This window comes from Candidatus Dorea massiliensis AP6 (assembly GCF_964245105.1).
In the GTDB taxonomy this organism is placed as follows: Bacteria; Bacillota; Clostridia; order Lachnospirales; family Lachnospiraceae; genus Laedolimicola; species Laedolimicola intestinihominis.
This window is the reverse complement of the sequence record NZ_CAXTKW010000021.1, coordinates 13,255-36,797: the sequence shown is the minus strand read 5'-3', so window position 1 is coordinate 36,797 and position 23,543 is coordinate 13,255. Positions and strand designations below refer to the sequence as shown.

Annotated in this window: 30 protein-coding genes and 4 pseudogenes; 5 read left to right on the top strand and 29 right to left on the bottom strand. The window is 48.2% G+C overall.

Annotation, left to right across the window (positions count from 1 at the left end; genetic code table 11):
• A partial coding sequence (locus tag ACESZP_RS16815; RefSeq protein ID WP_499709808.1) for a hypothetical protein occupies positions 1-225 on the top strand: 225 nt, incomplete at its 5' end.
• A gap of 4 nt (positions 226-229) precedes the next feature.
• Here ACESZP_RS16815 and ACESZP_RS16810 read toward each other — a convergent pair.
• The 4 genes from ACESZP_RS16810 to ACESZP_RS16795 all read right to left on the bottom strand — a co-directional run bounded on the left by ACESZP_RS16810 (position 230) and on the right by ACESZP_RS16795 (position 2,362).
• Positions 230-1,240, bottom strand: a complete 1,011-nt coding sequence (locus ACESZP_RS16810; protein ID WP_118006290.1) for a C45 family autoproteolytic acyltransferase/hydrolase — start codon at positions 1,238-1,240, stop codon at positions 230-232.
• A gap of 306 nt (positions 1,241-1,546) precedes the next feature.
• Positions 1,547-1,843: a DUF3847 domain-containing protein gene (locus ACESZP_RS16805; RefSeq protein WP_109258345.1), complete on the bottom strand. Its 297-nt coding sequence runs from the start codon at positions 1,841-1,843 to the stop codon at positions 1,547-1,549.
• The gene (locus ACESZP_RS16800) at positions 1,836-2,177 is read right to left on the bottom strand and encodes a replication initiator protein A (protein WP_003020305.1); all 342 of its coding nucleotides are present in this window, start codon (positions 2,175-2,177) and stop codon (positions 1,836-1,838) included. Before ACESZP_RS16800 ends, ACESZP_RS16805 begins: the two co-directional genes overlap by 8 nt.
• Entirely contained in the window at positions 2,174-2,362 is a 189-nt protein-coding gene (locus ACESZP_RS16795) for a hypothetical protein (RefSeq protein ID WP_499709806.1), read from the bottom strand. Before ACESZP_RS16795 ends, ACESZP_RS16800 begins: the two co-directional genes overlap by 4 nt.
• Before the next feature lie 483 nt (positions 2,363-2,845).
• On the opposite strand from ACESZP_RS16795, the gene ACESZP_RS16790 reads away from it, so the two are divergent.
• A complete protein-coding gene (locus ACESZP_RS16790; protein ID WP_499709805.1) occupies positions 2,846-3,652 on the top strand; it encodes a helix-turn-helix domain-containing protein in 807 nt (268 codons plus the stop codon).
• Between the two features lie 108 nt (positions 3,653-3,760).
• Here the strand turns inward: ACESZP_RS16790 and ACESZP_RS16785 are convergent, their stop codons facing one another.
• From ACESZP_RS16785 to ACESZP_RS16765, 5 genes and pseudogenes are all read right to left on the bottom strand, one after another.
• Positions 3,761-4,378, bottom strand: coding sequence for a hypothetical protein (locus tag ACESZP_RS16785; protein ID WP_227116248.1), 618 nt, complete (start codon positions 4,376-4,378; stop codon positions 3,761-3,763).
• A 51-nt stretch (positions 4,379-4,429) separates the two neighbouring features.
• Entirely contained in the window at positions 4,430-4,807 is a 378-nt protein-coding gene (locus tag ACESZP_RS16780) for a TnpV protein (protein WP_117687769.1), read from the bottom strand.
• Positions 4,767-5,039 (bottom strand): helix-turn-helix domain-containing protein, encoded by a 273-nt coding sequence (locus ACESZP_RS16775; protein WP_002592127.1) that lies wholly within the window; start codon positions 5,037-5,039, stop codon positions 4,767-4,769. Before ACESZP_RS16775 ends, ACESZP_RS16780 begins: the two co-directional genes overlap by 41 nt.
• Positions 5,040-5,194: 155 nt before the next feature.
• Positions 5,195-5,353, bottom strand: coding sequence for a Maff2 family mobile element protein (locus tag ACESZP_RS16770; protein WP_499709803.1), 159 nt, complete (start codon positions 5,351-5,353; stop codon positions 5,195-5,197).
• A 168-nt stretch (positions 5,354-5,521) separates the two neighbouring features.
• Positions 5,522-5,779: pseudogene (locus ACESZP_RS16765) on the bottom strand (VirD4-like conjugal transfer protein, CD1115 family); the annotation flags it as partial.
• Between the two features lie 735 nt (positions 5,780-6,514).
• Here ACESZP_RS16765 and ACESZP_RS16760 point away from each other — a divergent pair.
• Both ACESZP_RS16760 and ACESZP_RS16755 read left to right on the top strand, forming a co-directional pair.
• Entirely contained in the window at positions 6,515-6,721 is a 207-nt protein-coding gene (locus ACESZP_RS16760; protein ID WP_334291862.1) for a DUF6199 family natural product biosynthesis protein, read from the top strand.
• Positions 6,722-6,738: 17 nt separating this feature from the next.
• Positions 6,739-7,761: a hypothetical protein gene (locus ACESZP_RS16755; RefSeq protein ID WP_055221986.1), complete on the top strand. Its 1,023-nt coding sequence runs from the start codon at positions 6,739-6,741 to the stop codon at positions 7,759-7,761.
• 198 nt (positions 7,762-7,959) lie between these two features.
• Here ACESZP_RS16755 and ACESZP_RS16750 read toward each other — a convergent pair whose 3' ends face one another.
• The 8 genes from ACESZP_RS16750 to ACESZP_RS16715 all read right to left on the bottom strand — a co-directional run bounded on the left by ACESZP_RS16750 (position 7,960) and on the right by ACESZP_RS16715 (position 14,614).
• Positions 7,960-9,600: a recombinase family protein gene (locus tag ACESZP_RS16750; RefSeq protein ID WP_055221983.1), complete on the bottom strand. Its 1,641-nt coding sequence runs from the start codon at positions 9,598-9,600 to the stop codon at positions 7,960-7,962.
• Positions 9,601-9,672: 72 nt separating this feature from the next.
• Entirely contained in the window at positions 9,673-9,840 is a 168-nt protein-coding gene (locus ACESZP_RS16745; RefSeq protein WP_171027916.1) for a hypothetical protein, read from the bottom strand.
• Positions 9,841-10,107: 267 nt separating this feature from the next.
• A complete protein-coding gene (locus ACESZP_RS16740; RefSeq protein ID WP_055221981.1) occupies positions 10,108-11,466 on the bottom strand; it encodes a virulence-associated E family protein in 1,359 nt (452 codons plus the stop codon).
• A complete protein-coding gene (locus ACESZP_RS16735) occupies positions 11,426-12,130 on the bottom strand; it encodes a CHC2 zinc finger domain-containing protein (RefSeq protein ID WP_055266766.1) in 705 nt (234 codons plus the stop codon). The genes ACESZP_RS16740 and ACESZP_RS16735 overlap by 41 nt, the downstream gene beginning before the upstream one ends.
• Positions 12,127-13,371, bottom strand: a complete 1,245-nt coding sequence (locus ACESZP_RS16730) for a plasmid recombination protein (RefSeq protein ID WP_117760454.1) — start codon at positions 13,369-13,371, stop codon at positions 12,127-12,129. Before ACESZP_RS16730 ends, ACESZP_RS16735 begins: the two co-directional genes overlap by 4 nt.
• Complete coding sequence (locus ACESZP_RS16725) at positions 13,322-13,744, bottom strand: hypothetical protein (RefSeq protein WP_271822999.1); 423 nt, start codon at positions 13,742-13,744, stop codon at positions 13,322-13,324. Before ACESZP_RS16725 ends, ACESZP_RS16730 begins: the two co-directional genes overlap by 50 nt.
• 101 nt (positions 13,745-13,845) lie before the next feature.
• Positions 13,846-14,151, bottom strand: coding sequence for a hypothetical protein (locus ACESZP_RS16720; protein ID WP_055222220.1), 306 nt, complete (start codon positions 14,149-14,151; stop codon positions 13,846-13,848).
• The gene (locus tag ACESZP_RS16715; RefSeq protein ID WP_226906287.1) at positions 14,135-14,614 is read right to left on the bottom strand and encodes a hypothetical protein; all 480 of its coding nucleotides are present in this window, start codon (positions 14,612-14,614) and stop codon (positions 14,135-14,137) included. Before ACESZP_RS16715 ends, ACESZP_RS16720 begins: the two co-directional genes overlap by 17 nt.
• Positions 14,615-14,789: 175 nt before the next feature.
• Between ACESZP_RS16715 and ACESZP_RS16710 the strand changes: the two genes are divergently transcribed.
• A complete protein-coding gene (locus ACESZP_RS16710; RefSeq protein WP_055266762.1) occupies positions 14,790-15,638 on the top strand; it encodes a helix-turn-helix domain-containing protein in 849 nt (282 codons plus the stop codon).
• 80 nt (positions 15,639-15,718) lie between these two features.
• Here the strand turns inward: ACESZP_RS16710 and ACESZP_RS16705 are convergent, their stop codons facing one another.
• From ACESZP_RS16705 to ACESZP_RS16650, 12 genes and pseudogenes are all read right to left on the bottom strand, one after another.
• On the bottom strand, positions 15,719-16,021 hold the full coding sequence (locus tag ACESZP_RS16705; RefSeq protein ID WP_055219875.1) for a hypothetical protein: 303 nt from the start codon (positions 16,019-16,021) through the stop codon (positions 15,719-15,721).
• 12 nt (positions 16,022-16,033) lie between these two features.
• Positions 16,034-16,216 carry a hypothetical protein gene (locus ACESZP_RS16700; protein ID WP_055219873.1) on the bottom strand — a complete coding sequence of 61 codons (183 nt, stop codon included), beginning with the start codon at positions 16,214-16,216 and terminating at the stop codon, positions 16,034-16,036.
• A 14-nt stretch (positions 16,217-16,230) separates the two neighbouring features.
• Positions 16,231-16,608 (bottom strand): TnpV protein, encoded by a 378-nt coding sequence (locus ACESZP_RS16695; RefSeq protein ID WP_055219871.1) that lies wholly within the window; start codon positions 16,606-16,608, stop codon positions 16,231-16,233.
• A 97-nt stretch (positions 16,609-16,705) separates the two neighbouring features.
• Positions 16,706-18,277 (bottom strand): annotated as a pseudogene (locus ACESZP_RS16690) (VirD4-like conjugal transfer protein, CD1115 family); the annotation flags it as partial.
• Positions 18,274-18,750 (bottom strand): annotated as a pseudogene (locus tag ACESZP_RS16685) (PcfB family protein). The pseudogenes ACESZP_RS16685 and ACESZP_RS16690, both read right to left, overlap by 4 nt.
• A 136-nt stretch (positions 18,751-18,886) precedes the next feature.
• On the bottom strand, positions 18,887-19,756 hold the full coding sequence (locus ACESZP_RS16680) for a helix-turn-helix domain-containing protein (protein WP_147632118.1): 870 nt from the start codon (positions 19,754-19,756) through the stop codon (positions 18,887-18,889).
• Positions 19,757-20,193: 437 nt separating this feature from the next.
• Positions 20,194-21,051 carry a ParB/RepB/Spo0J family partition protein gene (locus tag ACESZP_RS16675; protein ID WP_499709802.1) on the bottom strand — a complete coding sequence of 286 codons (858 nt, stop codon included), beginning with the start codon at positions 21,049-21,051 and terminating at the stop codon, positions 20,194-20,196.
• 211 nt (positions 21,052-21,262) lie between these two features.
• Positions 21,263-21,424, bottom strand: a pseudogene (locus tag ACESZP_RS16670) (recombinase family protein); the annotation flags it as partial.
• Between the two features lie 111 nt (positions 21,425-21,535).
• Positions 21,536-21,724, bottom strand: a complete 189-nt coding sequence (locus ACESZP_RS16665; RefSeq protein ID WP_002569233.1) for a transposon-encoded TnpW family protein — start codon at positions 21,722-21,724, stop codon at positions 21,536-21,538.
• On the bottom strand, positions 21,721-22,575 hold the full coding sequence (locus ACESZP_RS16660) for an ATP-binding protein (protein WP_002569234.1): 855 nt from the start codon (positions 22,573-22,575) through the stop codon (positions 21,721-21,723). Before ACESZP_RS16660 ends, ACESZP_RS16665 begins: the two co-directional genes overlap by 4 nt.
• Complete coding sequence (locus ACESZP_RS16655) at positions 22,572-23,303, bottom strand: phage replisome organizer N-terminal domain-containing protein (RefSeq protein WP_499709801.1); 732 nt, start codon at positions 23,301-23,303, stop codon at positions 22,572-22,574. The genes ACESZP_RS16660 and ACESZP_RS16655 overlap by 4 nt, the downstream gene beginning before the upstream one ends.
• The gene (locus ACESZP_RS16650) at positions 23,293-23,505 is read right to left on the bottom strand and encodes a hypothetical protein (protein ID WP_002569236.1); all 213 of its coding nucleotides are present in this window, start codon (positions 23,503-23,505) and stop codon (positions 23,293-23,295) included. Before ACESZP_RS16650 ends, ACESZP_RS16655 begins: the two co-directional genes overlap by 11 nt.
• Between the last annotated feature and the right edge of the window lie 38 nt (positions 23,506-23,543).

Here is a 23,543-nt window from a genome sequence, read left to right as displayed (position 1 = left end):
GGCAGCGGCGGCAACCGCAGACTGCTGTTGGCTACGCTGAACAATCGAGATTTCGTTGTGTGGACAGGGCATTTCGTGTCCCTCCTTTCTATGCTTGGTGGATGGGGTGGCGTTTTACCACCTCATTTTGGGCAGAAAAAAAGCAGGAGACCTTTTTCAGATTTCCTGCTCGGTGTGCCGCTGTATGGGCGGCGGGTATTTAGTTGTAGAAATACATCAATTTGAAAAATCAAAACTGAAAACGAATATCTTCTTTGAATTTGTGTCGTCTGGGATTCCCTTCACTTCGATAAATTTTGTGTCGTTTCATATCATAAATAACTGACCAGACAGTATCTTTACCTGTACTTCTGTCATACTGACAGAGGAAACCATAATCTCCAGACAACAGTTTTTCTGCAAATGGAAAATTGAAACCTCCATTTTTTTCGCTAAAAGCTGAATACAATGTTTGATACCGTTCTTCTGCAAACCAATTATCAATCTTATCGTTGTTATAGCCTACCATTCCTGGCAGATGGAAAGTGTTCGTTGCACAGACAAAAGCAAGATTGCTATTCAATGTTTTTTCTATTTTTATCTGTTCCGCATTACATTCTATAACAGCTATCGCCCCCATTGTATCAGCTAAGGTTAAAGTTTGTGCTGAAGCAATCGGTAATTGATATAAACAGGAGACAGCTTCCGACACATTTCTACATTTCTCCAACAGGTATCTGACAATCATACCTGCGTTAAATCCCGGTTTGCATTGGTTAGGATAGGCGGATGTTAAACCAACAGCTAAACCATGTTCATTAACACCATCTTCAATTTCAATAAAAGCAGTTGTATTTCCTGTGAAAGAATAAACTCCATCCGTCAATTTATAAACTACATTCTGATTTAGCCTTTCAATTTCTGTCAGAAAATCACTGTTTCGTCCCAGAAGAATTTCCTGTTCCGTTGTAAAAGCAAAACAAGAGCAATTACAAGATGGAGGCATAGAGTACATACTAAATAATACAGCTTGCAAAATACGGACATCACATTGTTGTCCATCTGCCAGACCTTGAATTTCTTCTACAATCTCATGGTAATACTTTTCATAAATCGGAAGGCAGGACAAAGCATAGTCAATCCGTTCCTGCGTGATTTCAAATGGTATGTTCTCTAAAATTATATTTTTGTGTTTTAACAGTAAGGAACCCCACCGAAAACCAGCTTCGTAGTGTGTTCCCCTAAAATGTGCATGATACATTTTTACACGCTCCTTATTGATTAGATAAAGAGCTACCGGTAACTCTTATCTAAGGGTAACTGAATAAAAATTTTAAGTCAAGCCATATTTTACTTGTCGGCTGGGAACAGCTTGCAACGCAAGGTGTCCCCAGATGGCAAGTCCACAAAAGGGTAGCTGGCGGCAGCCAGCGCAGGGGAAGCGTAGCGTCCCCTGTATGATTTGGAGCAGACCTTGACTGCGGAAAATCACAGCCCTCCGGCGAGGAGCCTTCGGAGAACGCAATGCACCAACCTCTGGGTGGTGTATAATTGCGCCCTTAGTAAACTAAGGGGTTTCCGGCTTCTCCCGTTCCAGCAGTTTTTTCAATAGTTCCTGCGTGTCCTGCCTGTGAAAAATGAGTTTCAACAACATCATGACATCATCATCTGTCAGGCGTTCCGGCTCTTGCAGAAAACTTTCCAGCATACCGCCACGGGTACAGAGCCGGTGCGTCCGTTCCTTTCGGGTAAGCTGCTTTAACTGGTGCTGCAATACCTTTTCATCATTAATGGCTTTCCGCAGCTTCTTTTCGCTTTTCTCCAGCTCCCTGTTGAGCTTTTCCAGCTTTGAGGTATCAGGCAAGGGCAGCGTCCTCCTTTCCCGGTATCAGCACATAAATCCTGTTTGGTTCTCCAACGCCCTGACGCACCCGCATGATAAGTCCGGCGGTTTCCAGTTCATTCAGAGAACGCTTGACCGTCATGGGACTGCGGGACAGGACTGCGGCAATGGCTGTGACAGGGAAGCAGACAAACAGGATTCCGTTCTCGTCCTCCTGCCCTTTGGACAGCATAGCGTCCAGCATCCGGCAGTACATGACCTTTGCGGTGCTGCTGACTGGAAATCCTGTCAACGCTCTGGGAAAGGGCATACAGGGCGGCAAGGGTGTGTCTATCGTCATAAATTCAAAATTCATTCGGTGTGTGCCTCCTTTTTCTTTGCTCGTTTGGATAAATAACGGGGGCAGTCAATCACAACCGCCCGGAAGCTCTGCCTGCACCCATGCTGGCATTTCCGGCATAATTCGTTGTAAGTGACACGCCCCCGGTCATTGAGGTAAAAGGAAAGCTCCTGTTTCCTCTTTTTGCTCATTCTCGGCATATTGCGCTTCCTCCCGTTTTTGTGTATGGTTTCGGGGCGATTTTCGGAAAAATTACAGTCATAGAACCGCCTAAAATCTCCCGAAGTATCAGCGATAGGGTAGACTATCCCCCTATCAGATTGTCGTGTTTCGGTATCATTTCGGTGTCAGTTCGCCAGTTCTCCCCGGTGTCGTTCCTCCCCTGAATCTCACAGCGGCGTATCGCTCCCTTTGGTATGCTCGTTTCGGTCAGGGTTCCTCCATATCCCTGCCAAAAGTCATGGCACTACATCGCCGGGGAAGCATATCCCACACAGGCTGGTCATTCGATTGGAATAATCCATCGATGAACTACCTGTATCATAGAACATTTTTGTGCCCTATGCCGTATGTCCACAAAGTAGGAATTAGGGGTAAAAATCAGAAATTTCCACGATTGCGGAAAGTGTGATATAATCCAGTTAAGCGGCAGCAATGCAACCGCCGGAAAGGAGCGTGCGCCCATGAAAGGAGCAACAAGCATACAGGAACGCCTTTGGGAACTCCGCAAGGATAAAGGCTTAAATCTGGAAGAATTATCAGAGCTGACGGGTATTTCCAAATCAGCCCTTGGCAGTTATGAGAAAGAGGATTATAAGGAAATCAATCATGGCAACCTTATCACGCTGGCAGATTTCTATGGGGTTTCCGTTGATTATCTGCTGTGCCGGACAGAGAACCGGGGGCAGATCAACACGCCATTGACGGAGCTGCATTTGAATGATGAGATGGTTGCACTTCTGAAAAGCGGTCGGATTAACAACCGCCTGCTCTGCGAACTTGCCACCCATAAGGACTTTATCAAGTTTCTTGCGGATATTGAGATTTATGTGGACGGGATTGCTACCATGCAAATCCAAAACCTCAATGCCCTTGTTGATACCGTCCGGCATGAAATCATTGAACGGTATCGCCCCGGCGAAGATGACCCGCATTTGAAGGTGCTGCAAGCTGCCCATATCAGCGATGATGAGTATTTCAGCCACATGGTTCTGGATGACCTCAACCTGATTATCCGGGATATTCGGGAAACCCACAAAAAGGACAGTGAGAGTGCGCCCCAGACCACCGTTGCCGATGAACTGAAAGAAAATCTGGAAGCGGTCGAAAATTTCAAGGGCAGCCGTTTGGAAAAACTGGCAATGCTTTACTGCAAGCAGCTCGGTATCAACTACAAAAATTTATCGGAAGAAGAATTTCGCTGGCTGATTCGGATTCTCCAAAAATCAAAGAAAATGGGAACGCCTATCAGCCAGAGGAAAAAACGGTAACAAAAAACCGCTGTTGCATGGTTGTGTTGGCTTCCATGTAGCAGCGGTTTGTGCTGTGGTTATTCAGTTGAAATTTTGAAGTGGTAAGTTGTATATTATAATTTCATATTACCATGGAAAAACAAAGTAAAATACCAAAGCACTAATTACCGAAGCGATTAGAAAAAGCTTCTTACTTTTTGCTTTTTTATAGAACATGAAAAGAAAAATTAGCACTCCTATTACATCCATCAATAACTGAAATAGGAATGTATGATGCCCTAAAAAGTAAATAAAAATTACAATTGCTTCTGCGGCTAAAGCACCTACTGGCAGAGAATATAATATAGAATTAAAAATATGTTCTTTATTCCAGTAATATAAGATAAACGCTGCTATTGCACAAGGGATTGAACAAATAGTAAATATCATAAATAGTGAAGTACGAAAACCACCAGAAAATAAAGGTATGAATGTTCCTAATATTGCTTGTAATCCATAGAAACTCAATGTCATTCCAAACATATATAAAAACGAACTAATCCCTGCACAAATGTTTGAAGTACTTGCTAAAACAATGATGGTATTGGTAATAATCCAAAATCCCAATAGTGTTTGAATTGACGAAAAACTCCATAATGTATCAGCTGGGCAATAATCTGTAAGCCTGCAAATACATCCGACTAAAATACCAACCAAAAAAATTGTTATATAGGATTTCATACTATGGGTTAAGGTTTTGTTCATAAATTTCCTCTCCTTCAGCTTTCAGTTTGTAATTGTCATTCTACCATACCGTTATGAATAAATCATCTCATGCAAAACAATTTCTTCTGCCCGATTGTGAATGTTATTGCAACGCTGCACCCATTCCATCTGACAGATACTCTTTAATTCTTCTGTGACCCCCTCAGCAGCTTTCATCTGCTCTATGATTGTACCTAATCGCTTCTGTGCCTGTTCGTTCAGATCTGCAAGATATGTCCATAATTCTCCGGTCAGTGTCAATGTATTCAATCTGGCTGGGTGGACTTCTCTCAAATATTCCCGGTGCAACCGTCCATACTTTCCTATGGGGCGGTGTTCTTCCGGCAGCTTCAAATCCGGGATGTAGTAATCTCCGACAAGGATATAATCAATTCCGTTTTCTGTTATTCTTGGTTTCAATTCGCTCATGTTCCTTACCTCCTGTGGAAGCAGGCTCGTCTGGTACTAACTCAATCACATCGGTAATCTCACAATTCAGCGTTTCGCAGATACGGGCTAATGTGTCCATGCTGATGTGCTTTCCCTCTTTGCTCATGTTGGCAATCATATTCGTTGTCATACCGGCGGCAAGCCTTAAATCTTCTTTTCTCATATCACGCTCTAACAGTGTATGCCAGAGTGGTTTATAGCTGATGTGCATATTGCTTTCCTGCCTTTCTATCCATACCACCGGGGCGGCTGCCCCGGCAGGAACTTTTCTCTTATTATAGCACCAATCTTGTGTAATCACAATTTATTCTTGTAGCCTGCCGCTGATACCGTCTGGATTGTGTTTTTCCTTTCTTTTTGTTCCCTTTAATTAGCCATAAACTGTTTCATGCCCTGACTTTTTGCACCAGGGTTGTCGTTTCCGTAACCTTCCAGCAGGTTAATCACGCCCCAGATACCGAGACCAGCTCCAAGAGCAACAACGAGAGTCTGAAGAACATCAACAGCAGAGTTAAAAAATTCCATAGATTAAACGTCGCTGAACGCAAGAAGCGCAAAGCTCAATGCGTACCGCATAAAGCCGCACAGACCACAGGACTTAACGCTCAGCTCTCCTTTCAAAAATTTTGATTTGTTTGATTTTTGAAAGTGGTCGTTCTGTCTTGGATGTCTTATCTATCATAAAAACCGCCGTTAAGCGGTTGCTGACTCGTCGGATGCGTCTACCTCATAAACCTCGTAAACATCATCCGGTTTGGTTTTGAGCCGGGTTGAAAGGTACTTCTCAATATCAAAGTTGTTCTTTGGACTTGCATCTGACAGATACTTGTAGTTCGGGTGCTTTGTTATATCAAACTTATCCGATAAAAACGGACGCACACCACGGAGCTGCAGAATACATTTACCGCCGTCGAGGACGGCAAGCTCATCTATCGTTGCAAGATCTTTGCCACATTGTCAAGTGATGAATTCAAGAAAACGGCAGCCGCAAAGAAAAATCTTTGTGGCTGCCGTTCTAATTGGCGGCTTGAAGCAAAAAAATCCCCGGTTGTACCAGGGAAATAAAAACTTTAGTATAGCCTAAAAGAGAAAGCTAGCGCCTTGAGGCGCGGCCAAGTAGAGTGGGCTTAAAGCCTGCGTCCCGAGCCACCCGTTTTACGGGTGGCAGCGACTCCTTGTCTGTTTATCTTATACTTGTCAATTTATATTATCCAATAATGTGAATTATAATATGACAGTACGGATGCATATTATAGAAACATAACTTTGAAAGAATCAAGCATAACCTGTGGAGTGACTCTTCAACGGATAAACTATTTTCACTTCATACAGTTCCGACATATGGAATAAGGAACACCAATCGCCCTCAATACAACTTTCTTTCTATTAGTTAAAAATGCACATAATCAAAAAAGAAAATCGACTTATTTTAGACAAATTCATTGAAAAGTTCTGCTTTAGGTGATAAAATAAAAGTGAAAAGTCGAAATTTATATTGTTGGGAGGTAAGACCGATGATTTGTTTTAAGGTTAAGTTGCCTAACTTAATAATGGAGCATTTTTACCGACGCTGCCAGCTTTGGAGGCTTAGAATTAAAATTGTTTCTATTTGCGCATAAGTTAGGCATGATTATTTGTCTACTTATGCGCTTTTTTATTTGAATTTTCAGTATTAGCAGAAAGGAAGTGTTATACATAGATAACATATGGCTTATCCTTTTGCTTCTATTAAGTTTTTTTATGATTTTTAAGCCGGAACTTTTATGGAAAATTGAACACTTCTTTTCTGTAAAAGGCGGTGAACCTACAGATTTATATCTTGGTTTGATGCGGGTTGCTGGAGTATTCTTTTTTATTGCATCCATCATTTGCATTATTGTTTTGGTTTTATAAGAGAAGGGGGGCTTTTAATGAAAAAGCTAACACGTAAGATTGTTGCACTTACTCTTTCCTTGGTTATGTGCATAAGTTTTTCTAACACTACTTTTGCTTATGCCGACAACGAGAATATCAGTTCTTCTGCTGAAGCAAGCAAAGTGAATTGGTGGAAGATTGGCTGGATTATCCTTTCAGATTATGTGGAAAAGCTTATCGATCTCGATGGACAGAGTGAAAAGGATAGTAGTTGGGCCTATCTTGTTTCACCTAGCATAGAATATAACACGGGTGATATGGGGCCTGAGGTTTATTTTCGTCCAGAAGTAGATAACAGCGTTGGTTCTATCCGTATGCATGGACATAGGATTATCTTTGTCGATATTTTTACACAGATTGCACTCATCTTGTCAGATGCCTCTGGTGATACGGTAAGTCAAGCAACTACTGGTACAAATCAGTATATGTTTTATACAAAGAAAGCAGGAGACAGTTCTGGTACATGGAAAGCACAGTTTGTTTCAACTGAGACATACAAATGGCAGTTGTATTATGCCCATTATTACAATGCCAATGCTCGTTCAAGTGTTCCTATGACGGAAGATGGATTTTACTTTGGGGATAATAACAGAGTTTATCAATTCTCTGTTGCAGAATCTTACAGACTTAATTCTCTTCCTCCAGAGGTTGTTGATATGACACAACTTAATGCTCAATTTATTAATCCTGCTGATGGAAAAACTGTAGATTATCTCAAAGACTTTAATGCTGGAGATCAAGTTCATTTCTCTGATATAATTATTGACATTAGTTATGATGCGACTGAGGATGCGACTACATTTTATTTTACCGAGGATACTTATGAGGAAAACATAGGATGGAAATTTGCAGGAAATCTTCTTGACCAATATTCCGCTGGTGATGTTCTGAATCTAACTTTTGATGTGTTGAATGTCGGAAACTATCAGGGCATTACTTTTGAAAGCCTCGACTACTTTGAAGCAGCTTACGCGCATAATAACGGTGCCGCTTATCCCAATATTCAAGATTACCAATAATTTGATTTTGACATAAGGACTTATAGAAGAGGGCGTGTTGCGGATAATTTTCTGCAACGCGCCCTTTTTAGTATGCTTTAGCAAAATAAAGTTATCCCTTTTACTCTGGCCAAAGGAATAACTTTATTGCCTGATAGCATTAAAAGAAAATTGTTGTATCACTTTTGATATAAATTAAAAGTATTTAGCGTCTAAATTCTACCTTGACATTTCCCCAACAAAATTGTAAATAATCTTAACCTCCTGTGTCCTCTGACCATCAATCTTCTTGATTTCTCCAATCAGAATCCGGCTAATGAGCCGGTTCAGCACCGCCTCGTCCAGTTCCTCGATGGCGGCATAGCGCCGGATTTCCTTGATAAAAGTGCGGACTTCGCTTTCTTGCGCATCGGCACGACCTTGCATCATTGCCAGGTCATGCAGGCGTTTCTGGTTGGATTCCTGCTCCTGTTCCAGCGCCGCCGTCAGCTTCACAAACCGCTGCTCGGTCAGGATGCCTTTGGCCTTATCGGTGTACAGGCTCAGGAACATCCCGTCAATTTCCTGATTTCGGGCTTCCAGCCGCAGGCGTTCCTTTTCTGTCTGGGAGGCGTCCACCAGATACCGGTGCTCCATCCGGCGGCTGAGCCGCTGGTAGAACGCATCGGCATCCTTCATAGCCTGCGCCGCCAGTTCCTGAATGTCTTTCAGCACCAGATTGTATAAATCCCTGGCCTCGATCTTGTGGCTGGAACAGACCTTGCAGCCCATGCGGTTGTAGGTCTGGCAGATATAGTACGCCTTGTCAATCGGCTCCCGCATTTCGCCGGTGAAGCGGTTCTTCCCGGTTCGGCCCACTTTCTCATACCGCACCTGCATGGACTTCCCGCAGGTGGCGCAGTAGACCAGACCGTGGAACAGATTATAAAAGGGGCAGGAATTCCCCTGAATGGTCGGCCTGCGGTCAATGAGTTCCTGCACCTGTTCCCATTCCTCCGGCGTCACAATGGCCTCATGGCAGCCCTCGATCACTTCCCACTGGTCACGGGGAATAATGTCATAGGTGTTGGAGCGGATGCCTTTCTGATGCGTCCGAAAGACCAAATGTGCGCCCTTATAGAATGGATTTCTCAGGATGTGACTGATTCTGGCTCCGCCCCAGAAATAATAGTTGGCGTCAAACTCCGTGTTGGCTTTGACATGGGTGATTGGGATTTTTTCTTCCATCAGACGTTTGGAAATCCTCATGCAGCCCAGCCCGTCAAGGGCATAGTCATAGATTTTGCGGATGATTGGCGCTGTCTCAGGGTCAATGATGAGATGCCCCTTGTCCTCCGGGTCACGCATCAGGCCGAAGGGCGGCGTCCCTCCGCAGAACTTCCCCTGCCGGGAGCGGGTGGTGATGCCTGCCAGCACCTTTTTAGAAATATCCCGGCTGTACATATCGTTCAGGATATTCTTAAAGGGCGTAATGTCCATCTCCTGACGGGTCAGGCTGTCCACGCCGTCCGTGATGGCGATATAGCGTACATTGTGTTTGGGGAAAAAGATTTCGATATAGCTGCCAGCTTCAATATAGTTCCTACCAAGCCTGGATAGGTCTTTGGTGATGACGCAGCCGATCTTCCCCGCCTCAATGTCAGCGATCATGCGCTGGAAGGCAGGGCGGTTGAAATTGCGGCCCGTATAGCCGTCATCCACATAATATTCATACTGGAACATTCCATGCTTTTCAGCAAAGTCCCGAAGCATGATTTTCTGGTTGCTGATGCTCATACTCTCGTTGTCGCCGCCGTCATCCAGAGAGATGCGGCAGTAGAGAGCGGTGATTTTCTCATAGACTTGTTTTTTCCTGCTCATAGCGTTCTCCTTCTATGAACAGGGACACGATACCATTATAGTACCATGTCCCTGCCCCTGAATCAACCGTTTTTACGCAGCGTTTTCGGCCATTTCCCGCTGCTGACGCCATTCCTCGAAGTGTTCGCAGGTCTGACGCTCAATCAGCTGCTCAAAGGCTTCCCGCATGGACTTCTCCCCGGAGAACTCCCGCACCACCACAAAACGGACTTTATTTTTCTGCTGTTTGCTTTTTTCCATAGGCTACCTCCATAGAGTAGCAGGCCAGACGGCAGCACTGGCAACGAAGTCCGGCAACGAACCTCTGAAAACCTGTAAACTACCGTCTGACCTGCAAATCTTACTTTATCAATTTTCTTGAAAAATCTCGTTGTTTTCGTTGCCGGAGATAGAGATAGATATTAGAAAATACCTTATTTACAGGCTTTTTCCGTATCCAGACCGGAGAATCCCCGGCAACAAACCCGGCAACCAAGTGGCAACCATCCCGGCAACAGACCGCTAATTTTATGCGATCCACTCCTTCGGCAGTTCCAGCTGGCAGCATTCTTCCTCGGTCAGCTCCACAAATCCATCTTCGTTGCCGGGCAGTTCGTTGCCGGAAACGTCCCGTTCCCAGCCCCTCTGCCTGCCATATCCGGTGAACATCCGGGGATTGGAGAATGGTTTCCAGCCCGTCACCACCGTGTTCATGATCTCGTTGATATTGTGCAGCTGCCACCGCTTCGGCTCATCGTAGGTGTGGCCCAGCGCCTCCTTGAACAGCTGTTTGGAGCAGACCATGCTGCCGGTGTAGTGTTCCAGAAAGCCCTGTATCTGTCCGGCCTCGGTGTCCTCCGGCATGAAATCCTTCTGCACCTCCACCAGCTGGCGCTGGATGGACTTGCTGAACTTCATAGAGTAGTGGCCGCTGCGGTAAATCGTCATGGCCTCCGCCCAGACCTGTAAAAGATAGGCTCTGGAGGCGTCCTCGTCCTCCAAAATGTGAACCTCTGCATTCTCCGGGTAAATCATGATCGGCAAAAAGCGCCGATTTCCGGCCCGGTCAAGGGGCAGGAAGTCCAGTGTGTTGGACGAACCGCCGAACACACACTGCCGCAGCCGGTCTTTGGGCTGGGCCTCGTAGGGCGTCCGGTAGGTTTCCTTCTGGCGGCTGATAAAGGAGCGGATTTCTTCAATGCTTTTGGCGCTGCTGGTAGCCAGCATCTCCGACATTTCGATAATCCAGTGTCCTTGCAGCTTCAGATACACCCTGTCATCGTCCAGTTTTTTCAGGTCGTCACTGAACCACTCGTCCCGGATCGCCAGCAAGCGGAAGAAGCTGGACTTGCCAGCCCCCTGACCGCCCACCAGACAGAGCATTTCCTCATATTTGGAGCCGGGGCGGAATACCCGCCGGATAGCCCCCAGCAAAAAGTGTTTCAGCATTTCCTCCACATAGTCGCTCTCGTCCGCACCTAAGAAATGATGGAGACAGGAGCGGATGCGGGGCGTCCCGTCCCAGACAAGGCCGTTTAGCACGTCCTGTATGGGATGGTAGCAGTTCTCATTCGCCACGATGGAGAGCGCCGCCGTCATCTTTTTCTCACTGGTCAGGCCATAGGTCTGCTCAAAATAGAGAAGCAGATATTTCACGTCCGTATCCGTCAGGGCACTGGTATTCCTGCGCCAGCCTAAATCCTGTACAATGTCCACCCGGTCAGTCAAAAGGTTCAGGCGGATCGCCCCACGCAGGAGAGGGTCATGGCAGAACACCGTCCGGCAGTTGCCGATGGTGTTGGCGGGCTGGCCCTTCTCGGTGACGGACAGGCTTTCCCGCACCTCATCAACGCTCCGCTCCGGCGCTAAGGCTTCGGCTGCGCTCATGGCGGCCTGCCGGGTGGCTAGCGGTAAACTCTGATATTCGCTGCTCAATCTTCCTCACCTCTTTTCCATACTCAGCGACCACGGAAGCACGTTCCTCCATGCTGCCGGACAAGAGAATATCCAGCAGATATTCCGTGTACGGTTTCTTTTGCAGGGCCTCCACGAACAGCGGATTCCACGCTTCATCCGGCGTCTGCGGGGCGTATTCCTTCTCCCAGCGTTCCAGCAGATGCAGGTAATTGCACAGCACCCGGAAACATTTCTGCTCCGCCTGCCGGTAACGCAGTTCCTCGCTGATTTTTCGCTTGACCGGCCTCCTGCGGGGCGGGTCATGGCCTTTGGCGTCATAGTGGACAGAGAAATCCTCCGCCAGCTTCAGCGCCGCCTCCTTACTGCTCAGACTAAACAGACGGGCGGTAAAATCAATCACATCCCCATCTGCCTGACAGCCAAAGCAGTGGAACCGATGGTCAATCTTCATACTGGGATGTTTGTCATCATGGAAGGGACAGCAGGCCATGCCATTCCTGCCAACCTGCACCCCGTAATATTCCGCAGCCTGCCTTGTGGTGACAGACTCCTTCACCGCTTCAAATATATTCGATTTTCTCACCTCCAGGCAGAGAAAAAAGCACCCGTTTCCGCAGAAAATCAGGTGCCTCATAACTCCATATCGTGTTTCTTTTTCGGAGCAATCCGCCCCTCACGTTCCCAGCGTTCCCGGTTATCTCGGTCAGCGTTCAGCCTGCCTTTCGCCAGCTTCTCCCGGATGGATTCTCTGGCCTTCTCCTTAATCTGCTCCTTACCGGCCTTCTTGACCTCCGGCTGCATGAGAGTTTTCTGGATTTTTGCCAGGGCGTTCTGCATGACCCGTTTGATTTTGGTAATCACTCCATCCAGACGGGCGGCAGCGTAGTCACGCTCCTTCTTCGGGGCCTTGCGCTCCGGCGAAAGCACCCATTTTTTCGATTCTTCCACCAGACGAATATCTTCCTTGTGTGTCTCCTGCCGGACGGTATCGGTCACCACCTCCACCGCCTTGTCATAGGCCGCATCGGAAACATCATCTAACAGCGTCTCCACGTCCTCGATTTTGAGCGTCAGTTCTTCCAGCTTCTGCTCCTGCGCCGCAAGCTGCTCCTTCTGCTTCATCAGGATATAATCCTGTTTTTCCAGATAGTCCCGCCCGCCGTAGGACGGCTCCTGATCCAGATGCAGCCCATGCCGTCTGGCGATGTCAAACAGGATCGTCCGGCAGACCGCATCAAAGGTCTGCTTGCGGTTGTTGTTCCGGCCTTTGGGCTTCTCCGGGTTGGGGAGAGGGATGCCAAGTTCTTCCAGCGCCTTTTCCTGCTGGGGGCACAGTTCCCCATAGCGGTTCTCACAGTCAAAGACGTGCCGCTCATGGATGTGGGGCGTCCCCTCGTCCAGATGGAGCGCCCAGTCCAGGATGTGGATATGGGAACCGAAGCGGCGCTCAAATTCCTGATAAAACTCATTGACGATGGAAAAGAGCGTATCCGGCGAGACGGATTCTCCCATCGTGCCGATCTGGTAGATACTTTCCTCCGGGCAGGTCTTGTTGTTTTTCAGCAAGTCCTCCACAGTGCGGTTGCGCTCGGTGTGCCGGGTTTTCTCATTCCGGGCGTTCTGAGCTTCCACATAGCCGCCGTAATGCTCGTAGTAATACATCCGCTCGATTTCCTCAAAGCTGAAATCCGGCTGCTCCGGGTTCTCCCGGAACTCATGGGTGGTAAAGCCCCGGTAGCAGTCCCAGTAGACATTTTGCCTTGCCCGTTCTGCGTCAATGTGTTCGCTGTTCTCCACATCGAACCGGCGGTCATTGTGGCGGGGATTATAGGTGCCATGCTTGCCGGAGCGTCCATTGTGTCGTGTCAGTTTCAAACAGATTTCCTCCTTCCTGCGAAGATGTTCTGGGGCCGGGGAAGGGGCGGCGAAGCCGCAAATCCTGCGAATTTTGCGTCAGGTAATACCCAATACAAGTTGACGCAGGCATCAACTTTCCCTGGGCAAGGCGTTTCACCCTTGACCCGATGGGGCGGCTGCCCTCAACCTGCCAAGGCACTTCGTCCTTGACCCGATAATGGCTGCCGCCCTTAACCTGCCAATGGGCGTTGCCCCTTGACCCCAGCAGTGCGCTGCCGCCCCTGCACCCCGCCACAAAGGGCTGGCCGCCCTCTGTACTTCCGCACCGGCGAAGCTGGCTTCCACCGCAGGAACGGTGTTTGCCAGTTTCACCGGCTCCGTATCCACACATTTGCGCCCATAGGCGGGGAGTGGATACGGAATACGCCTGCGGGGATTGCCGGTCAAAACATCGGGTGCAGACCCGTCATTTTTCCCGTAAACACCCCGATTTTAGGCGATTTTTTCTTCCGTTACCACCACCTGAAAGCCATGCTCCTTTGCGTACTCCCTTGCGGCGGCTTTCCGTTCTTCGCTGTACGGAGGCACCAGCCGGATCGACAGCCGGGACTTGTCCAGCACATAGGTCACGCTGCCCTCCGGCGTGCTGCGCTCCAACCGGCACAACAGTGGGTACTTCCGGCTGAAATCAGCCAGCCTGCGCTTCAAGCTGGCGTTGAAGGTGTAGACGCTGGCAAGGTTCTCCGCCTCGTTCCAGTTGATGATGGTTTCTTTCTCATACTTAGACAGCTTCTTCATACAGATCCTCCTCATAATCGGTGTAAGATTTCAGCACACGCAGGTTGCGCTTGAGACGGCGGTACTCGTCCATCTCCATGCGCAGATGGTGATAAAAATCCTCGTACCAGCTTTCGTTCATCTCCGTCTCCACCTTCCGGGCCAGCCCCAGCATCCGGCGTTTGGCCTCCGGGTCAACCGTCAGAGCCGTCAGCCATTTCAGCCGTGTCACCGTATTGTGGTGGCTGAGACAGCCGTAAGCGTAGAGAATCTTCTTTTCTTTCATACTCAGTGTCATAATGATTTCCTCCATTTCTTTGCTGCGGAGCCATGCGCCCCGCATGATAAACTTGTTTCCTGTCCGCCGGTCTGCCTGCAAGCCGCTCCTGCCCGGAATTTCTCCCGGCGTATCGGCCTCTTTGGTGTGCTCGATTTCTGTCCTGGCGTCACTTCCCCGGAGGCCATACCCCTTGCAGCCGGTCATTCGATTTTCAAGGTTCTGTGCCTGTCTGCAAGAACCAGTTTACCGAAAAAAGAGGCCCTTTCCCGTATATCCAAAACGTCGGAAAAACGCTCGAAATCCGCATATTTCCACGCTTATGGAATCGTGCTATAATGGGTGTAATCACTGAAAAAGATAACGAGAGAGGGGGCTTTGGATGTACGCAAAGCTGACAATCCCGGAGCGGCTCAAAGACCTGCGGGTGGTGGACAAGCACCTGACGCTGGAACAACTGGCGGAGCAGACCGGCCTGTCTAAATCCGCGCTGGGAAAATACGAAACCGATGACTACAAGGACATCAGCCCGTTTGCGATTGCAACGCTGGCGGACTTTTACGGCGTGTCCACCGACTATCTGATGGGGCTGACGGAAAATAAAAATCACCCAAACACAGAACTTCAATCTCTGCATCTGAGTGATGATATGGTGGAACTTTTGAGCAGCGGCAAAATCAACAACCGGCTTCTCTGCGAACTGGCTGCCCACCCGAATTTCCGGCGGCTGATGATAGATATGGAAATCTGCATCGACCAGATCGCCAATATGCGGGTGGAGCAGATGAATCTGGTGTTGGAGGCCACCCGGCAGACCGTCATGAGCAAGTATGCGCCCGGAGAAGATGACCTCTATATGCGGACGCTGGAACTGGGGCAGGTGCAGGAAAGCGATTTTTACAGCCATGTCATGCACGATGATCTGGACAGCATCGTCCGGGACATCCGGGAAGCACACCGCAAGGACAAGACCACCGCCGACCCGCAGCCCACGCTGGATGACGTCAAGGAAAAGTTTGAACAGGCGCTCGAACAGGGCAGCCAAGAGGAAGTGGTAATCCACGAATTTTGCGACAGAATGCAGATACCCTTCGAGAAGATTTCCTCAGAGGACTTCTCTGCATTTTTGCGGATACTGAGCCTGTCCAAAATGCTCAAAAATCCCAACAACATGAGAGGAAAGGCCAAGCCGCAGCCGTACTATGCGCCCAAGCGGAAGAAACGCAGATAACAGGAAAGCCGCCCAATCTGTACCGTTGGACGGCTTTCGACCCGTTTGTGGGCGGAATAAAATATGTGGTTATACATCCGTTAGCTGACCGTTTTCATCAGCTTTTTCATAAACTTCCAGAGACGGATGCCATCTTTGAGGCCCAGCCGGTAAAAGAAGCACTCGCTTTCTGCACCAGAATCGAAAATAGAATCACAGTAGTGTCTTACAGCGTCCTTCTGTTCCTCAGACAATGCGCTGATTGCTTTTTCATACTCGTTTTCCAAGCGAAGGCAGTCCTCTTTTTTCTCCGTGCCGGTTTCTGCCTCCCGCCACTTAGCAAACTGGCTCTGCATCCGCTCCTGAATCATCAAATCAACCAATTTTTCTATATCTGTACCCATAAGCGCCCCTCCTTATGCTGGGCGGATATAATTCCGGTATGTTTCCAGGACGGAATCTGACACACCGCTTTTATATACTTTGCGGATGTCGGAGATTTCCTCTTGCTTCAGCAGTTTCAGCCATTTCAGCAGCTCAGCCCTGCCGTTGGCAAAGTTACAATAACGCCCATCGGCGTATTCGATACGGTATCTCATAGACAGGCACCTCCTTAAACAAAAATCATCTCAGAGAGGATGATTTCCTCTGCTCGGCTGCGAATGCTGTTCATGCCCCCGACCCACGCAAGCTGGTCACGGGCTTTCAGTTCCTCGGTGACACCCTCCGCCTCCTGCATCTGCGAGACGATACACGCCAGCCGGTCAGCGGCCTGTTCGTTCAGGTCAGCAAGATATGTCCAGAGTTTTCCCGACAGAAGCAGGGCATTGTACTGGCCGGGCCGGTGTTCTTGCAGAAACGCTTTGTGCATCCGGCCCCACCGCCCAATGGGGCGGCTTTCCTCCGGTAGCTCCAGATCGGGGATGTAGTAGTCTCCCACCAGCGTGTAGCTGATTCCGTTTTGATGGATTTTCTTTGGTAAATGCTCCATGTTCGACCTCCTGTATTCAGTTATTTCAGAATCCAGTTGATCGTGTCCCTGTTCATGATAAATTCAAGGCAACTGAACTCTTCACGAACAAGTATGGCATATCCTTACCGAGTTTCTGATAATTAAGAGAATGGGAAACCTCTCTGCCACGGCTTTCACCGGTATTGAACGTGTCGATTGTCTCTTTGCCGAGAGACTGGTTCAGTTCTTTCAGCGTAGTCGGTTCGGAACCGCCAAGGAAGATACGGCTGTCCATATTTCCGATGATTGTATCAGCATTGTCCTTATACAAAGCCTTTAGCTGCGACTGCGCCTGCAGGACAAGACAGGCTGAGATTTCACGGCTTCGTATGGTTGCTACGAGCTTTTCGAGGTTAGGAATCTGACCGATGTTTGCCGCCTCGTCGATCAGGCAGCGCACATGGACGGGCAATCTGCCGCCGTACACATCATCGGCTTTTTCACAAAGCAGATTGAAAAGCTGCGTATAAATCATGGAGATTAAAAAGTTAAAGGTCGAATCTGTATCGCTCATAATGAGAAACAGAGCCGTCTTATAATACCTCTTGTCCTTTTTGTCTTTGGGGTTGACGAAAATCTTATCTCCGAGGGTGTCAAGCTCCAATTCGTCGTACATGGTAATTTCCCGAAGTTCAGCAATATCGAAGGGAGCCAAACGGGCACCGCAGGACACCAAGATCGACTTAGCAGTTTTGCCCGCCGCCAACGAATATTTCTTATATTGCCGGACAGCAAAGTGATTGGGCTTTTCCGCTTCCAGTTCCTCAAACATTCGGTCAACTGGGTTCTTGTATTCCTCGTCATCCTCCCGGACTTCCATAGCGTTGATAAACTCCAGCAGGGTTGTGAAGTTCTGTTCTTCGGGAGGTGCTTCATAGTGGATATAGCCGATGAGGGCACAATACAGAAGCGTTTCCGCTTTCGTCCAGAACTCATCCCCGGATTTTCCGTCCCCCTTGGTATTTGTGATAAGGGTCGTGACCAACTTCAAAATATCTTTTTCGCTGTGAATATAGGCGAAAGGGTTATAGTGCATGGACTTCTTGAAGTTGATCGTGTTAAAGATCTTGATTTTGTAGTGATTACGCTCCAGCAGCTTGCCAACCTCGCACACGACACTTCCTTTCGGATCGGTCACCACATATGAGGAATGAAGCTGCATGAGCTGAGGTTTTACGAAGAACCTTGTTTTACCGGAACCGGAGCCGCCGACTACCAGCACATTTTTGTTCCGTGCGTTCTTTGGTTCTTTTGGTCGGTTCGACATCATCAATCGCTCTGTTTGCGTCAAGATGATGTTGTTCTCAAATACGGGATCTACAAAAGGGGCAATATCCTCACGGTTTCCCCATCTGGCAGAGCCGTATTCCAGATTTTTTCTGAACTTCTTGGCATTCTTGCCCTTGAAATACACCACAAGCCGGATGATAACTGCGGCGGCAGTACCAACCAGCAGGTCAACCGGATGGAAACTCGGCAGGATATTTTCAAACGCCATCGAAATGCCATCCATCATGTTCAGAACTTTGGAAGAAAAATCAACGCCCGGTGACAGACGAGCCGCCTGTCCGAGCTTTGTAGCGAACAGCCCGATGAACAAATATGGGATGTTGGGCAAAATCAGCTTTTTGTAATTTATCTGTTTCATCGTGCGTCCAGCTCCTTTTTGCGAACCTTCGGCGTGTCAATGTCCGCTGCGGCTTCCTTGAACCTGCGGAGCTTTTTGAGTACGGACGGGCGTTCCTTTTTGCGGTCGCTTTTTGCCGTGTACTCCTTGAATGCCGCTGTCAGAGCGTCGGCGTCACGAGCTTTGAAGAAAACAAGGTACTTTGGAACCTCGCCGGTCTTATCTTTTTTCAGAGCGAAGTCCACGCCGTATTTCCTCGCAATTCGCTCAAAGTCCTTGATATTCTTATCAGTAATCTCAATATTGGCAACGCCCTGGTCCTATCCGACAAGTTTCTTTACGCTCTGCTTTCCACATGGCTTAACAGGTCCCTCACGCTTTTTTTCCTTGCGGTAAGCAAGATACTTTGAGATTGCCGATTTCAGCACATTGGCTGTCATTTTCGTTGTTGTAATTGCCAATGTTATCGTCCTCTGTTCAACTTCTTCCTGCAATAGATCTACCTCCTTCCTATGAAGTCTGGGATGCAGACGATAGAGGAGACCGGCATCGCTAAGGCGGTCTCACCCTGTGGCAGATAAAGAGTTTCAAAATTTGACCTCCCTTCCCGGCGTAAAAAAGCTCCCGTGCTTAATCACGAGAGCCGCCGTATAAATCATGCTGTACCAGAGCCGAGTAATAATTTCCGATGGTGGTGGGCGCATTGTACAGCGTGGTCAGCAGATATTGTTTGATGTTGCGTATCTTGGTCGTGTTTTCTTTGAGACAGGCAAACACGAACCTGATATGCTCCATATCCAGCTTCAGAAGCCTTGACCGGACAACCTCCGCCGGATAGTCCGCACCGGCAACCCGGATATACTTCTTTGTGGAGCAGACTGTTTCCACAAGCAGCTCCAGAATCTCCTCAAGCCGGTCATGGTCATACGGAAGTTCAGAGAGAAGATAATCGTACTCAATATTCTCTTTGATGATTTCTCTGTACATATCCATATCTCGGTATTCCGTTTCTTTTCGCTTCGCTTCCAGTGCGGCAAGCACAGACGGACGAGCCTCGTCGGAAAGAATGGAATGAGTATTTGATAAATCAGTATTTGATTCATCTGTAATTCTTTTATCTATATTTATTTGTGCGGGAGTTTCCAGACATGGTAAATCCACATCCGGTTTTGCCATATCCGGCTTTTCCGTATCTGGTGAAGCCGGATGTGGTCGCTCGTAGATGATATACTCCATATCGACAATTCTGCCGCTGCTATCCCGTATCCGATTGCGTATGAGGTAGCCGCATTGTTCCAGTTCTCTCAACTGTGCGGTTATCCCATCCACACCGTCCTTGCAAATTTTCGCAAGCCCTCGTGTGGTATAGTCCCAACTTTCGGGGAGGGACAGCATCGTGGAAAGAAGTCCCCGTGCCTTATTGGACAGGTTCGGGTCTCGCAGATGATAATTCGACATGGTGGTATAATTTTTGTTTTTCTCAACTCGACATACTGCCATGTTTCCGGGAGTTTGACAGTTGCATCTATCAAAAAGTCCGTTAAGCCCGCATAAACTCTACGTTTTTTTTGTCAAATAATTTGTTTTGAATTATAGTAATGTCTATAGCAATTGACTTTTCGTGAGTAAAATAGTATTCTCTTTGTAAACACTTATCTATTCTTAGATAAGTATTGGAATCCCTTGATTTTACAGTGTTTTCCAAATTTTTATCTGTAATGAGAACATTACTATATTTTAAAAATTGTATCAAAACTGCCGTAAAGCCGATAAACATTGGACTTACAGCAGTTTTTCATTTTCTCAACTGTCAAAGACGGGAATTTTTGTTTTTCTCAACTCGACATACTGCCATGTTTCCTCCTGTGCCGGGGTATGAAAAAAGCCGAACAAGAATGTGTGTAATTCCTGTTCGGCTCATAATCCCATATTCATATTTAACGCTGATGGTCTCGCTGCCGCTTTTTCATCCATGTTTCAAGCAGCTTGATAATGGTTTCCTCCATTCGCTGCGGTGTATAGGAGCGAGGGAAGTATTTTCGGATTTTATCCATCGGGAGCTTCAGATCCCAGGTTTCGGGTTTCTTCTGCTCTGTCATAATGCCGAGCATGGCATCATCGCTCAGCTTACCCTCTTTGGAAAGCCGCTTCATTCTCTGCGCCTGGGAAAGAGACGGCGTTGCCTGTTCGCTGTCGATTGTCTCGATAAGGAGCTTTTGTTCATCGGGGTTAAGGTACGAAATCTCAACCGCAGGGGTCATACCGATCTTGCCCTCATCAACCATTTGCAAAAGCTCCGGTTCAAGCTCGGTCAATCGGATATACCGCTGAATCTGAGTTGCACTATCTGGACTGTTTTCCGCAATCTGCTCTCTGGAAGTCTTTCCCTCATAATTCTGTCCAACCTGGACAGAATTTCTGCCCGGTCTGCCAGCTCTCCTTTTGATGGCTTCCAGCTTCATTTTGTATGCCTTGGCTTTCTCACTTGGAAGGATATTTTCTCTTTGCAGGTTGCTGTCTACCATGATGATGGTTGCGGTATTGCGGTCAATATCCCGAATAATGAACGGCATAGTTTTTAAGCTTGCAAGCTCGCAGGCGTGTTTTCTTCTGTGCCCTGAGACAATCTCATAACCGCCGTCCTCACGGGGTCTTGCGATACCGGGGACGATCACACCATATTCACGAACGCTTTCAACGGTCTGCTGCATCATGTCATCGTCCCTCACGCCGAATGGATGATCTGGAAATGGATGAAGCTCATCCAATGGAATTTCTATAATCGTTTCTGCCATAAATGCCTCCTGCTCTCTGAAATGACGAAAGGCGTTCATTGACTTGCTGAAATCAACGAACGCCTTGTCCCTGCCATATTCAGTTTTCCTCCTTCACTTTTGATGTAGCATTTCCTCGAATTGTTCCGATAAATGCCCGATAAATAAAAAAACAGGACTAAAGCGACGCCCGTTTTGTCGGGTTTTGCTTTAGTCCTATTATATCAGGGGCATCCGTGTACCAGCGCAGATTGGAAAAGCCGTTCTGCTTTGCATAGGTTTCAAGGATACGCTTCTGATTGGAAATGGAATTGCTTTCGCCTTGCAGCTCGTCCTCATGGGATAGTCTTGGGTAAAGGGCGGTAATTGGTTGTTGGTTGGTCTGTCTTAACATAAAATCCTCCGTTTCCGACAGCCAGCCCCACTATTCCGTACCTTGATTGTACCACATGGGGCGGCTGTCTGTATAGCGGCAAAAGCGTCAAATCTGCTTCTTTATGGTCGGTCAAATCGCCGTTTTTTGTGTAGCAGCTTCCGCTTCCAGCACTTTCATCATCTTGTCGGCTGCGGTGTCGGTTGCGCCCTGCTTGAAGAAGCCGGAAACGGTAAGGACGGAGTTGCCCATGCGGATTTCCGTCACACAGTCCGGGCGGCGGTCTGTTTTGGTGGTGCTTGTCTGTTTCGTTTCTGTCATAGGCTCTCCTTTCGCTGCTTCATCAGTTGCTTTAAGCGTTCCAGCTTTTCCTGTGCGGTTTCCTTTCGGAAGTTGCTGCCCGTGAAGCGGACGGGGGCGCACATGGAAGTCAGCCTGTCATAGATACGGGCGTGGGGCGTGTCCTGCGGGTGCTGCAATTCCTCCAGCGTGAGGTTGGTCGTGGCGATCAGCGGCTTGCCGCTTCGGTAACGGCTGTCAATCACGCTGTAAACCTGTTCCAGCCCGTATTCTGTTCCTCGCTCCATACCGAAATCATCAAGTATCAGCAGAGGGTAGCTGCAAAGGCGGGAAATATATTCGTTCCTGCCCTCAAAGCTGGCGGCAAGGTCACCCAGTATCGTTGCAAAGTTTGTCATGCAGACGGCAACCTCTTTTTCCATAAGGGCGTTGGCGATACAGGCGGCAAGGTAGCTTTTTCCCGTCCCCACGCCGCCCCAAAACAGGTAGCCGATATTTTCAGCCTGCATGGTTTCCCAGCTCTCCACATAAAAGCGGGCGGTTTCGGTCTGCGGGTTTCTGCCGTTGTCATGCTCAAATGTCCAGTTCCGCATAGCAGGGTCGGTAAAGCCCCGGCGTTTCAAGTCCTCCACTTTTTCAAGGTGCTTCTGTCGGCTTTCGGCGGCTTGCTGCTTTTCACGGGCTGCCCGCTGGCAGTCGCACTCTGCCGGGTGGCGGTCACGCCCGAAACAAGTCTTTCCCTCTGCAAAATAGGCTTCTTTGGGCGTATGGCACTTACCGCAGTATAAAAGCCCGTCCTCGCCTGTGTAGTCCTCCGCTTCGGCGGTAGTGGCTGTAATGTCCGTAATCATAGCTTCAATTCCGTTTTTCATAAGCTCTCGCCCTCCTTGCATGAATAATCGGGTATGCCCTGTTTCGGGGCAGCCTTGCCTTTGGCAGCGTCCTCCTGCGCCCACTTGTAAATGGTGGCTGCATGGCTGTGGTACTGTTTCCCGGTGGAAGCGATATGGCAGGAAAGCCGGTCAATATAATACTCCCACTTGTCGGGCAACTCTGTTTTTAGCCCGGAAAGCTCTGTATCGGTCAGTATCACATTGTTGTATCTGCCATAAGCGGCGGGGGCGGGGTGTCCCGTTTCTCCCTCTCTCTCTTTTTCTATCTCTATCTCTATCTCTGGTGGACGAATGTCGGACAAATGTCCGCCTTTTGTCCGGGGCGGTAAAAGTGCCTTGTTTTCCAGTCTTGCAGCCCGTTTCCGCTCGGCTTCGGTAGAGGACTGTCCTATCATCAGCTCAATGTCGGTCATATAGAAAGCCCCGCTGTCAAGCTGCTCCACAAGCCCCAACTGCCGGAAAATCTCTAAAGCCCTCTCAACCGTCCCTATCTGGTGGCGGGTCAGTGTCGCTATCATCTGCGCTGTGTAGGGGATATGCTCGTCAAGCTGCAATTTCCCGCCGTTTTTCAGCGATTTTAAGTACAGCTTCAAGAGGATATTGGAGTATAAAATCCCGTCTTTCATATCTTCCAGCAGCACAATGGAGTCGCTGTCAAAAAAGTTCTCTTTCAGCTTGAGGTAGTAATACTTGCGGTTATCTGCCATTGTCCCTGTCCTCCTTTTTCCGGCGTTTGGAGTAGTAGTGGGGGCAGAGTATGATAACCGCCCGGAAGCTCTGCTTGCAGCTATGGGTACAGCCCCGGCAGAGGTCATTGTATGTGATACGATCGCAGGTGGAATTCCCGACTTTCACTTGCCGCAGGAAAAAAGACCATTCCAGCCGCCGTTTCTTGCTCATTCTTGGCATGGGTGCGCTCCTTTCTGCCGTTTCCGCTGGTGTGGCGG